The sequence below is a fragment of the Rhodanobacter sp. C01 genome (assembly GCF_002001045.1).
Classification (GTDB): domain Bacteria; phylum Pseudomonadota; class Gammaproteobacteria; order Xanthomonadales; family Rhodanobacteraceae; genus Rhodanobacter.
Map to the genome: position 1 here is coordinate 1 of NZ_MUNR01000002.1, position 11,141 is coordinate 11,141.

At 58.2% G+C, this 11,141-nt stretch carries 11 protein-coding genes; 7 read left to right on the forward strand and 4 right to left on the reverse strand.

Features of this window, described 5'->3' with window-relative positions:
• Positions 1–144 precede the first annotated feature (144 nt).
• A complete protein-coding gene (locus tag B0E50_RS18095; RefSeq protein ID WP_168170753.1) occupies positions 145–300 on the forward strand; it encodes a hypothetical protein in 156 nt (51 codons plus the stop codon).
• Between the two features lie 421 nt (positions 301–721).
• Here B0E50_RS18095 and B0E50_RS00030 read toward each other — a convergent pair whose 3' ends face one another.
• The 3 genes from B0E50_RS00030 to B0E50_RS00040 form a co-directional block, all read right to left on the reverse strand.
• Positions 722–1,831 (reverse strand): hypothetical protein, encoded by a 1,110-nt coding sequence (locus B0E50_RS00030; protein ID WP_077438941.1) that lies wholly within the window; start codon positions 1,829–1,831, stop codon positions 722–724.
• Positions 1,832–1,974: 143 nt separating this feature from the next.
• The gene (locus tag B0E50_RS00035; RefSeq protein ID WP_077438943.1) at positions 1,975–3,540 is read right to left on the reverse strand and encodes a M56 family metallopeptidase; all 1,566 of its coding nucleotides are present in this window, start codon (positions 3,538–3,540) and stop codon (positions 1,975–1,977) included.
• The gene (locus tag B0E50_RS00040) at positions 3,537–3,914 is read right to left on the reverse strand and encodes a BlaI/MecI/CopY family transcriptional regulator (RefSeq protein ID WP_077438945.1); all 378 of its coding nucleotides are present in this window, start codon (positions 3,912–3,914) and stop codon (positions 3,537–3,539) included. Before B0E50_RS00040 ends, B0E50_RS00035 begins: the two co-directional genes overlap by 4 nt.
• 313 nt (positions 3,915–4,227) lie before the next feature.
• Between B0E50_RS00040 and B0E50_RS00045 the strand changes: the two genes are divergently transcribed.
• The 3 genes from B0E50_RS00045 to B0E50_RS00060 all read left to right on the forward strand — a co-directional run bounded on the left by B0E50_RS00045 (position 4,228) and on the right by B0E50_RS00060 (position 7,073).
• Positions 4,228–4,794 (forward strand): hypothetical protein, encoded by a 567-nt coding sequence (locus B0E50_RS00045; RefSeq protein WP_077438947.1) that lies wholly within the window; start codon positions 4,228–4,230, stop codon positions 4,792–4,794.
• Positions 4,795–5,191: 397 nt separating this feature from the next.
• A complete protein-coding gene (locus B0E50_RS00050; RefSeq protein WP_139350689.1) occupies positions 5,192–5,431 on the forward strand; it encodes a hypothetical protein in 240 nt (79 codons plus the stop codon).
• Positions 5,432–6,113: 682 nt separating this feature from the next.
• Positions 6,114–7,073, forward strand: a complete 960-nt coding sequence (locus tag B0E50_RS00060) for a DUF932 domain-containing protein (protein WP_077438961.1) — start codon at positions 6,114–6,116, stop codon at positions 7,071–7,073.
• Positions 7,074–7,157: 84 nt separating this feature from the next.
• Here the strand turns inward: B0E50_RS00060 and B0E50_RS00065 are convergent, their stop codons facing one another.
• Positions 7,158–7,451, reverse strand: coding sequence for a helix-turn-helix transcriptional regulator (locus B0E50_RS00065; protein ID WP_077438953.1), 294 nt, complete (start codon positions 7,449–7,451; stop codon positions 7,158–7,160).
• A 243-nt stretch (positions 7,452–7,694) separates the two neighbouring features.
• Here B0E50_RS00065 and B0E50_RS00070 point away from each other — a divergent pair, with 243 nt between their 5' ends.
• The 3 genes from B0E50_RS00070 (at position 7,695) to B0E50_RS00080 (ending at position 10,631) form a co-directional block, all read left to right on the forward strand.
• On the forward strand, positions 7,695–8,036 hold the full coding sequence (locus B0E50_RS00070) for a hypothetical protein (protein WP_077438955.1): 342 nt from the start codon (positions 7,695–7,697) through the stop codon (positions 8,034–8,036).
• Between the two features lie 349 nt (positions 8,037–8,385).
• Positions 8,386–9,492 (forward strand): hypothetical protein, encoded by a 1,107-nt coding sequence (locus B0E50_RS00075; RefSeq protein WP_139350690.1) that lies wholly within the window; start codon positions 8,386–8,388, stop codon positions 9,490–9,492.
• 224 nt (positions 9,493–9,716) lie between these two features.
• Entirely contained in the window at positions 9,717–10,631 is a 915-nt protein-coding gene (locus B0E50_RS00080) for a hypothetical protein (RefSeq protein ID WP_077438959.1), read from the forward strand.
• Positions 10,632–11,141: the final 510 nt, after the last annotated feature.

Consider the following 11,141-nt stretch of genomic DNA (forward strand, 5'->3'; position numbering starts at 1 on the left):
CACCCATGGTGAACTGGATGAGACCGGCCTGATGGAGAGCGCACGAGGAAACGGAAGGCCTGAGGAGTGGATTGAGGACAACACGCCCGGGATCGAGCGGCTCTATCGCGTTCACGACTACCTGCGCGCAAGGGAGGCCCGTGCATGAAGAACTACAGCGAACGACTGGCCGAGAACAGGGCCACGCTCCACATGCACGGCAAGCTCATCGAGACGGTCGTGGAGATCGCATGGAACATGGCGCTCGCCCGCTTCCGGCCCAACGACAGTTACGAGTTCCACAACCTCGCGAAGAATTGAGCGGCAGAGTTCGAGGCGTTGTATGACGATCGTGTCGCGTCTTGTGAGTGGGACGAAGACTCCTGGCGCGAATGCTGCGAGTACTCCACACGGAAGAAGGTAGACGAAGTGGTACTTGCAGGACTCGGTCGAATCCCGGCGCGAGACGAGCCCTGAGTGGCGTCGGCTATCTCCGGGTGGCCGACGCCCTCTTTCGCGTCGCGCCTGATGCGGATGTCCGTCCCGGTGGTGCCGTCATCTCGTTTGGCATATCCGGAATGTCTCAGTTCGGCCATTTCCGGTCGTTCGCTTCGCTCAACTTGAAGGCAATTAGCTGCCGTTCGGATGAAAATCGGCGCCGAGGTTTCCCTTCGGCCAAGCCACCGCCTATGTAGGATGCATACGCATCGAAATGCCGCACTTGGCGGTGCCTGCAATTGGATCAATGTCCTCCGGTTACCCCCGCGCGCACCAGAGTCTTGAACGCTGCAGAGATCTGCTCGTCGGTGAAATTGCAGTGTCCATTGCCGACCGGCGCGAGCACGGTGAGCATTTTGCCGTTTCCCGCCGCACGAACCTGGTCAGGATAGATCGGATGAAATCGCGAGGGGATGGTTTGATCGAAGACGTTCCACTGCATCACCAGCGGCACGTCGATACGGCCGGTCAATGTCACGTTGCGGCGGGCATAGGCCATGGCAGAGGGCGCGCCGGCATAGCGATGCACCTTGCGGTTGAAGGCAGCATCGTCGCCAAACCCGTGATAAACGGTCCTGCGGTTGTCAACCGGCATGCCGCCAGCACGCTGCTCGAATTCACGCAGCGCCATGTAATAGAGCATCAGTGAACCGGCCGGCGCTTCTGGTGAGCCCTGCATACGCTTTTCCAGCAAGGCGGCCTGCTTTGGGTGCGCTTGCAGCGCCTTATCGAAGACAGCTGGAGATATGAACCGTGGCGAGTCGGGAGCGGCCAGATCGGGCAGGATGTCTGGAATTAGTGCGTCGAAGGCTACCAGCGGTGTGACCACGGCGCGCGATATGAGTTCGGGTGTCGAGACGGTCACACCGCACATGACGAGCGCGCCAGCGTAGACATGCGGGTAGCGCTCGATGCTTGCCGCAGTCTCCAGGCCGCCCAGCGAGAACCCGTAAATGTAGGTTTGGGTCGGACGGGCGAAAGTGCGAATGAAGTATTGGCGCAGACGTTCGTTGTCGACGATAGCATCGCCTACGGCCCAACCTTGCGAGGCGTATTGGCTCTGCGCGACTGCGTAACCGAGCTTGAGAAAATCGGGCGTCGCGTCAGCTGCCGTCATTGGCGTTTTGATCGGCGCGCCCACAGGCTGGTAGCCGTGCATCAGCATGATCAGGTCGCCGTTCCAGTCTGCCGGGATATCGATACGGTAGAGAGCTCCCTGTAGCGTGCCGGCGTGAGTGCCCGGCTTCAGATTAGCGCCGTGCGCGGACAGAGGGCCGATGCCGATCCATACTGCCAACACAAGCCAAATAGTGATCGGTCGAAAGGTAGCGTAGCGTGGTGCTGTACGTTTCATGTCATCACTCCTGACGGGGAACACGGGCACAGGGGTCTAGTTGCGGCCATCCGGAACTGGCCACAGGTGGATCGGATGCAGGCAGGGTGTCGGTCAGGTCCCCAGCATGAGGACCATCAGGGCAAACCGTCTGTGAAACGGACTCAACGGTGTCGGAAGGCGGTTACCAAGGTTCCTTTCTCGTCGAGCACCAGAAATACCGTTTCCGTACCGTGCTGGCGCTTGACGAGGTAGGTGTCTGAGCCGAACTGGCTGACGCCTGTGAACGTGTACGATTCGACCGGCCCGAGCTCGGCGAGATACTTCTCTCTCGTCGCCTTCTGTTCGGTGCGTGCCCGGGCCAGGTCAGTACTCATGCCGGCGCCGCTGTCGGGATCGCTGAGCAACAGTCGCAACGCCTTCTCGCTGCCCGGGAACGGTTTCTGCGCCTTGATGCGACCTGCAAGCGCATCATTGATCCGGTCGGCGGCAGCCTTGTCGATGCGCGGCACGTCGAGAACATCGCGTCCGTTCTGGTAGGCGACCAGTCGCAAGGCATGGCCACCGGCGTCAGTGATGAAGCGCACGGTGGCGGCGTCCTTGCCCTCCACAGCGAACCGGGTCTCGCCGAGGGGAACGATGTGAAATGGTTTCGACGCTGCGATCTGCCCGCTGATGCTGACGGTGAGACCGTTGCCGGCGCGCGTCACAGCAACGAGCGAGATGGGGCTGATCTGGTAATAGCCTGTGTAGCTGCCAAGCATATCGCTGCTCAGCACGACCGGGGCGTTAGCATCCCGGTGGCCTGTATCGGGCGGCGTTACCTGCGTCGCAAAGACCGCTATGCCCAGCGAAGCGCATACCAGTGCCGCCGCCGACGCGCGTGTCCACTTTTTCGGCTTGCGCAGCATGTGCCGAATCCGCAATTCCAGGAACGATGCGGAATCAGACATCGCTGGTACCACACCGATGCGGCTCGATTGGTGCTGGCCCACCTGGATCAGTGTCTCGCAATAGGCACCGACGTCTTGCCCACCCTTCAGGACGCGGGCGTCGCAGTCCACCTCGATGGCACGGCGCAAACGGCGGAACTGCCACCACAGTAGCGGATTCCAGGGCATCAGCGTCAGCAGCACCAGAGCAAGTGCGACGAGCTGCGGGTCGCGCGCATCCAGATGCGAGCGCTCATGGGCGATCGTGCATTGTTGCTGCTCTTTGCTCGCTTGCAGCAACCACGCCGGCACGACGACGCGCGAGCGCATCAGACCGACGACGGCCGGCCCCGCGTCCGGCGCGACCAGGACACGTTCGCCACACAGGCGTCCTTCGCTCCAACCACACTTGCGCCGATGCAAAAGCACGGAGCCTAGTGCGAGGATCAGCGACATCAGCACGGAGGCCGCTACCCATATGCCGCGCAACAGCGTATCGACGTGGGCGGATGTCGCGTATGGCTGTGCACCCTCGAGGTCAAGCAGCGCCGGCAGCATCGGTATTGATGTTGTGTCGCGCAGGACAATCGACGTCGACGCATTGGCGAACTTGAAGGCGTCGGGGAGCCGAATCGACACGGTGGCAACCACCGTCGGCAGCACCAGCGAACCGGCCAGCGTTGCCATCCACACCCACCGCGTTGCGGTCCGGCGGACCTTTGCCGCACGCTCGGCCGCAAGCGCCGCCGCACTCAGAGTGAGCGCGACCAGGGCGACATACATCACCCAACCAATCATCTCGGCTCCTCCTTGTCGGAGCGTTCGGCCAGCAGTTGCCGCATGCGGCGTATCTGCTCGTGGCTGAGCTTTTGCTCCGACACCAGATGCGAAAAGAGCAACTCGGCTGAACCCTTGAACAGCTTGTCGGTCAGATGCTGCACGGCGTTCTTGCGTGCGGCTCGCTGCTTGACGCTTGCGAAGTAGCGATGCCCGCGACCCTCTTCTTCGTGTCCTACATAGCCTTTGCCTTCGAGCGTGCGCAGCACGGTGAGCACGGTCGTATAGGCGAGCTTGTCGCTCAATTGTTCGCGGACTTCGGCGACTAGCGATGGCCCGTGATCCCATAACGCCTGCATGACATCAGTTTCGCGATCGGTGAGGGAAATCTTCATGGCGTCTGTTTGCCCGCTATCTACTATGGGTGTAGTAGATACTAGGAGCTTTCCAGCTTGTCAACTATGGGAATAGTTGATCGATAGTCTGTCGCGCGGGGCAGTATGGTCCTTACGGTCCAGGTGACGGCCGGGCAGGCTGCGACGGTTGAGCGCAGACGCGACCGGCTCTTATGGGTAGGTCAACGTCCACCGAGTAATCCCCGCAAGCCTAGGGTCGCTGACCGGCCAGGAAGAGTCAGTCACAGCTTCTGTCTAAGTTCCGGAGGGCAGTCATTCGCTGAACTCATGCCGAGCCGCTAAGCTCAGCGAGATGGGCCCCGGCATTTCGTGGGCGTTCCCCTATTGGGACTTGGTAATGACCGGCGTTTGCAAACCCGCTTCCGATGTGTGGGAAATAGTCACTGCGCTTGGCACTGTGGGCGCGGTGGTGGTTGCTCTGGCGATTTCGTTGACGCAGGCATGGCGAGACTGGCACAAGGTTCGACGTATTCGACATGCGATCGCTCCGGCGCTGATCGGCGATCTTGTAACAGTTAGAGAAGTGCTCAAGACGATCAACGAGACAGCATCAAAGCTTCTGCAGGTTCGAATGACAAATGCGCGCGAAGTAGCCACCGTGGTGAACCTTGGGCGAAATTTGGCGATGCCATCTTTCGACAAGTTCAAGGGGCTCCTTCCTGATCTTGGCTCGGCTGCTGCGCCAAAGGTGATTGAAACCTACGGAAAAATCATTCGCATTATGACCTTGACGTGCACGTATCCAACGCATATTGCCTCCTTGGAAGAAGCCTCGAGTGTGGTGAATGCGCTGCAGGCCGGCTCCACTCAGCTCATTGACGAGATAGAGAAGACGATCCCAGTACTCGAGCGTCTCTAGTCAGACCATCCCAGTTGACGTTAGCTCAGCCATGCCGGAGTCGTTTTCCCAGTGCTGGCCTGAGATCCGTTGGTGCGGATCAACCAATCCGCAACCATCGCGGCTCGAACATTTGCATGATGCTGGCGGCGGAACTTTAGCTTTGTAACCGGCCTGCTCGAATACGGACGATCGTCGCTGACTCCTCAGTATCGAATGTCGTCCGTTACGACGCTGACCCCGCGATCCTTTCCGCACGGGTGCCCACCAGCCAAACCCGGCCCGCTGCGGCCTAGATCAAGGTGCCGGATAGCCAACGTCGAACACGAATTCTGGTGATAATATTCCGGTTGGACATAACGCCGGATTGCGCGCAGTCTGTTCACGCGTGATGCACTCCGCGGTTGAGGTGGCGTTTATGAAGACAGAAAGCGAAATTCAGACTGCGCTCAACAACGAACGTCGCGCTTTCACTCGCAAACAGGCTTCGTTCTTTGCGCTCCTGACGTCCCATTCCCTTCGCGGAAACAGGCCGCCCGCAACGCAAGATACGGACGTTGCCGAAAACGAGGCGCTTGCGGCCGAGACCGATTGGAAAGCCAAAGATGTCGAATTCAGGCGCATAGTCGACGAATCCATAACGGGTCGCCGCCACTGAGCATGAAGAAGCCCTCTCGGCCTTTACTCATCCTCGCCAGCTCGCTGGTTAGCTTGGTATTGTCGCTACACTTCGGGCTGACCGCGCACACGGTAGACGAGGGCTATGGCCTCCATGTCACGTCGATCACCGACTGGGGCAGGGTCGCGCTGACACTTGTTTTCGGCGCTGTCGGCTGTCTGGGTTTAGCTTCAATGCTGCGAAAGCCGTAAAGGGTTTCTACACCTAAAATGCCGCGCCTGAGCTCGGGCGTTATCGGACACCGCTGAAGTCATCGTCCAGTCGTCACCACGCTTCCTGAAGGCGGCCGTTCACGACCGGCTCAAATGGGTCGAGTTCTGCCGGTCGCAACATGCTGTGCCACCTCCCGCAGCTTTCACGGTCTTGCATGTTCTTGATGACCAACTGAAGGGCACAATTTCATACGGGTCCGCAATCTTAGCAACGCCAACGCGTGGCCTGAGTGTCGGGACGATGGATCTGTCGGCTCTTCACGGGGCTGGCGAAGACGTTGTCTGCATCCCACGAATTACGCGCTTGACGTAGCAGACTTCGCACCAAGCAGTTCCCTGAGCTGACCGAGACATCGAGTCAGATCACCTCTCTCTTTTCCTTCCATCACGCATAGAGCCCGGCTTTGGCCGGGCTCTATGCGTTCACCTGTCCAAAAAGGAGTTTTGTCATGCATCTCGTACAAACCATGGCCTACGTCAACGAAGTTCCCTGGCACGGCTTGGGTCAACAGCTGGCCCGCGATCAGCCGCTCGAAGTCTGGGCCGAGCAGGCCGGCATGAACTGGCGTATTGAGGCGGCGGACGTGCGTTTCGCCGCAGGCGATGCCGATGCCATCCGCACATTCCCTGAGCAAAAGGTCTTGTACCGCTCTGACACCAAGGCCCCGCTGGCAATCGTGTCCAAACGCTATCAGGTAGTGCAGCCGGCCGAGATTTTGGAGTTCTATCGCGACCTCACCGATATCGGAGGCTTCGAACTTGAAACGGCGGGTGTTTTAAAGGAAGGTAAGAAGTTCTGGGCACTCGCCCGGACGGGCCAGACCGTGTCGCTCAAGGGCCGCGACCAGGTCAACGGCTATCTGCTGCTTGCCACGGCCTGCGACGGCACCTTGGCCACCACAGCGCAATTCACTTCAGTTCGGGTGGTTTGCAACAACACCTTGGCCGTCGCCCTTGCAAAGGGCACAGGGGCCGTGAAGGTGCCACACCGCAGCCAGTTCGACGCCCAGGCGGTCAAGCGCCAGCTCGGTATAGCGGTGGCGTCATGGGACGACTTCATGATGGAGATGAAGGCGATGTCTGAGCGCAGGGTCAATGCGAAGACCACGGAGGCCTTCCTGCAGCGCGTGCTGACCTACCCGGCTGCAAACGTCACGGCGCGCGGTATGGCAGTCGTCAATGACCGCGCAGCCAAGTCAGTACAGCAGCTCCTCGCAGGAAGAGGGAAAGGCTCGAATCTGACCTCTGCGGCTGGGACGGCGTGGGGTCTGGTGAACGGCGTCACGGAGTTCGTTGATCACCATCGCCGCGCTCGCAGCGATGGTCATCGCCTCGACGCGGCCTGGTTCGGCCAAGGCGCGGCGCTAAAGCAAAAGGCGTGGGATGAAGCGTTGAAACTGCTCGCTTGAGAGGAAGTGGGTGACCTGCCTGACGCTCGGGCGCATATCTGTGCGAGGCACCCAAACATTGGTCAGCCCATGGTTCGCGCCAGCTCAGGACTTGCTCGCCTTGTGGCGTCCGCGTTTGGAGGGTTTCTCAAGCTTTTTCAAGCGCACGTCTAGCTCGGCTGAAAACGCGGGAAACGGCACGTCATAGGCGTCGCAAAGATCGAGTATTTGCAGCAAGTCAAGGCCACGCTTGCCCTTCTCAACGTCTGATACGTAGGTCTGGGGTCTTCCGATGGCTTCAGCCACCTCCGCCTGAGTGAGGTGGCGAAGCACTCTCAGCTCGCGCAGGTATTCGACCAGCACCGCGTGGCGCTCACTGTAGAGGGATGTTCGCTTCATGACCGGACCTGGATGGGACGGTCACTGAAGCTATACCTGAGTACTGGTTATAGGTAATTCAGGATTTATACCTGCTACACAGGTATCCTTAAACCGTATTGAGACGGCTCGAAGCTCTCAGGTCGCGGGTCAATCAGGGGGAAAGACGTAAAGGATCATCACGAGCGAATGCATTCGCTGCGTATAGCTGGAACGAGCCCTCACCAGGCATAGCCAACCGTCAACCTTACCAAGGGGAAATACATGGACAACAACGTCATTAGTTCGGTCATCGAATGGGTTTACATCGCTCTGTGTGTCTACACGTTTGCCGGCCTGCTGGGCCGCAAGCTTTTCGCCAGCACCAAGCTGGGTTCGCTCTACAAGAAGTTCGTGAACAAAACGGCTGACGGCATCATACGCGGGAATGTCTACACCAAGTACATCACATGGCTCGTCCAGGCAGTCGTTCTATTCGTGGCCATCAGCACTGACGATCAGGTGCTGATCCTTGCCACAGTGCTCTATTCCGTCAGCAAGATCTTCATCTATGCCGACGCCAAGCATCTGCTGGCGGCGCGTGCGGCGGCCACACCGAGTGCGTAATACCCCATAACGGGGTCCTTTCGGCCCTCGCATCATCCTGCCGCGCGAGATAGCTGTGGATAGGCGGCTTCGTCTCCTGGCTGGTGTTCAGTTGGTTCAACGACAACGTCGACCTCGGCACGAGTGTGCTGGGGTTGGCGGCACTGACGGTTGTGGTCGCTTCCTTTACCTGGCTGGCGGTGCGGGTAGCCGCTACGCAGGGATACCGCCTCGCCCCCAGTCAAGGGTACGTCTGTGCCACATCGTGATCACCGAAGGATCGCAAGGCCAAGCTAAAACTAACGCAAAGGAATTCCATCCATGACAGCGCATAACCACGGTCGCCCCCCCATCCGGAAGGGTGATCCTCTTGAGAGTCAGCCAGAAGGCACTATTGTTCGGCATCGCCTCGACGTTGGCCGCTTGCTCCGGAGGAAAAGTAGCCGCCGTCCAGAACGCCATCATCCCGGCCGATCCGTCGTACAAGATCGGGCAAGCGTTCGACCATCGAAAAATCTGCACATCTACGAAGTGGGATACGGTCAAAGATGGCAGGGGCCGACTGATCGTCGAGTATCGCTGCGAACTAAGCGGTGTGGCGGACTACTACAAATCGCTTGACGATAAGAAGTTGGCCGCCTCGCAGGGAACTATCCAGTGCCTCGAAGGCAATTACATTGCTGGGATGACATCCCTGCAAACCAAGATTGACGGCGAGCAAAAGAAACTTACCGAGCTCAACGCAGGCATCGTGAATCCCGATGCCCAAGCCAACGTTGATGCTGAGAAGATCAAGTTGCAAGACCAGTCCGAAGAATTGTTGGCACTGAAGTCCGGGGACGTGACCTCAATCATAAGCACGACAAATCGAATAAGCGCCAGCCTTCCAACGGACTCGTTCAATGACGCAGATCTATCCACCATCGCCAGAGATGCGAGTGAGCATCTCTCCCTATCCACCAAGGCTGGCCAGAATGGCGCGCTGTCAGCGGAACTGACGAGAGACGAAAACGGGATCACATCAGCCAGTCAAAGTGCCATCTACGAGCTGCAAAGAAGTATCGGACTGCTGCAGTCAGGCATAGCTCAGAGTGCTGCAAGTATTCAGCAAGACAAGAATGACACGGCAGGAATACAGAACCGGATTGTTGATGTGTCTGCCCTGATCAAGTCTGACCAAGACGAGCTTGCAAAAGAAACGGCTGGCAAAGAGGACTATTTCAGGAACTTAGAAAAGAGTGTTGGCGCGCAGATTCAAGCGATTGGTCTGAACCCCGTCGTCAGAGGAGATGAGTTGTTTCAGTGGACAGTCGCCGATGACAACACACCCAGCTTAGTCTACGCAGGCGCTGAGATGGTTCACAAAGATGGCCACACCGACGATATTGCATACGGCTACAACTCTGTCGGAACTGCAATTCAGCTGATCGTCCAAAACTCAATGAACAATTATTCCCAGTACAAACCGCAAATTTGAGTTTAATGGGCGAGCTGCATATCCGAATGGCGTTCTGTGCAAGAAAACATCTGTCGCCGTGAATTCGGCGACGGATACAGTTGATGCACTTTCGCAAATGATCAGCTGACTCCGACCGAAGAAGGATGTTGTTCATTGCGGTGTTCGCTTCGACGCCAGGCGGTCATGCGGAGTTACCTACCGCTCGATCCATTCCCAATGACTCATTGAAGGAAAATAGTTTAATGAAAACTAGGACACTGATCCTCCTGTGTGTCATCGTCATTTGCGTTACCGTTGCCTTCCTTGGCTACCAGAGTATCAACTCCAACTCGGCATCCGGTGATGTAACGGTCCCAGTGGACAACAGCCCTGCTACCAATGGGACCACCGACCAAGACGCGTCGGCCCAGGTCGTCGCTACTCTGGCCGGCACAGTAAGCGTGCCGGTGCAATCCTCTACCGTTCAACAGCCGGCTGCTACCACCGCAACGGCTGACTCAGCGCAGGACATGGATCTACCCGCTGTCGAAGCCGACGGCACAGGCGTGGACGGTCATCCCCTGTCGTTCGCAACCACCGACAGCAAGGTCGCCTGGCAGATAGCTGCCAAGCACGGCTCCAAGCTTATGCTGTCGGTCACCGCTATCAACCACGAAGGCTATCCGGTCTATGCACTTACCTGTGCCAACGGCCGTTGCTTCAATGGAACACTAGGCGACCAGGGCACCGTGCAACAGGTATCGGTCGCTATGACGGATGTTCGTCAAGTCGACATCCGTCGTTACGGCTACAAGTGCGGTGTGATCTGTACTGACAAGGCAGGCAACATCATTGGCCGTCCTTCGCCTTACCCGCCGTCGCAGTGGAGCAAGTCGGCTACTCAGCCGTTGGCTGTTTTGGCAGCCATGAAGCGTGAAAGCGGTGATTCGGATATCCCGCTGAGCGGGATCAATCAAGATGGCTTTCCGATCTATGACGCCTTGTGTGGCCTTGATGGTCAGTGCCATGACTCAGCGGGGAAGCCTCAGGGTACTGTCAAACAGGTGGCTGATCAGTTGGAAGCCGTTGATCCTCAGGCTGCAGTGGATTACCACCTGACGTGCGCCGTGTTTTGTTCAGACGCCCTGAGCAACGTTGTGGGTCAGCCATCGCTATGAAAAAAGCTGACCTTGGCAAGCTAGGTCAATGCGTTGCCAGTGCTCGGCGTGTCAGCAAAAAGAGATCGGCCCGACACGTTCCCTTGTTTGCGTCTTACGCGACCAGCGAAACAGTTCATCGAATGATCGCCTCGTATCACTTCTGGCTCGGCACGCTCGATGTCTGGCCCTCTGCTCATGAACTCACCTTGCAGTGTCAGGATTGACTGACTGGGGTGAGATGTCTCCATCCCTTCGGATTTTTGCTTGCCAGCATAAAACCGGTCGTCGCCAGCTCTTCGGCTGGCGACTAAGGTTACTTGTCAGCCCTTGCCTACGGCGGTCTGTAAAAGGCGCACGGCTCGCCTGTGGCCTCGCGTACGCTTTCTCTCTTGCGAGGGGCTCGGGTGTTGTCCCAGTCCCTAGTCGAGCGCTAGCTGAGTAGCCAGCACTCATAGTTAAAGCTTCTCTTCCCCTTCTTCTCTCCCTCCTCCCTCTCTCGCGCTCTCTCCCTCCTGCCCTCTCTTTAAC

Coding starts and splice junctions, on each gene's coding strand:
- B0E50_RS18095 (WP_168170753.1), top strand. CDS start 145: ATGAAGAACTACAGCGAACGACTGGCCGAGAACAGGGCCACGCTCCAC.
- B0E50_RS00030 (WP_077438941.1), bottom strand. CDS start 1,831: ATGAAACGTACAGCACCACGCTACGCTACCTTTCGACCGATCACTATT.
- B0E50_RS00050 (WP_139350689.1), top strand. CDS start 5,192: ATGAAGACAGAAAGCGAAATTCAGACTGCGCTCAACAACGAACGTCGC.
- B0E50_RS00080 (WP_077438959.1), top strand. CDS start 9,717: ATGAAAACTAGGACACTGATCCTCCTGTGTGTCATCGTCATTTGCGTT.
- B0E50_RS00060 (WP_077438961.1), top strand. CDS start 6,114: ATGCATCTCGTACAAACCATGGCCTACGTCAACGAAGTTCCCTGGCAC.
- B0E50_RS00035 (WP_077438943.1), bottom strand. CDS start 3,540: ATGATTGGTTGGGTGATGTATGTCGCCCTGGTCGCGCTCACTCTGAGT.
- B0E50_RS00040 (WP_077438945.1), bottom strand. CDS start 3,914: ATGAAGATTTCCCTCACCGATCGCGAAACTGATGTCATGCAGGCGTTA.
- B0E50_RS00070 (WP_077438955.1), top strand. CDS start 7,695: ATGGACAACAACGTCATTAGTTCGGTCATCGAATGGGTTTACATCGCT.
- B0E50_RS00045 (WP_077438947.1), top strand. CDS start 4,228: ATGGGCCCCGGCATTTCGTGGGCGTTCCCCTATTGGGACTTGGTAATG.
- B0E50_RS00065 (WP_077438953.1), bottom strand. CDS start 7,451: ATGAAGCGAACATCCCTCTACAGTGAGCGCCACGCGGTGCTGGTCGAA.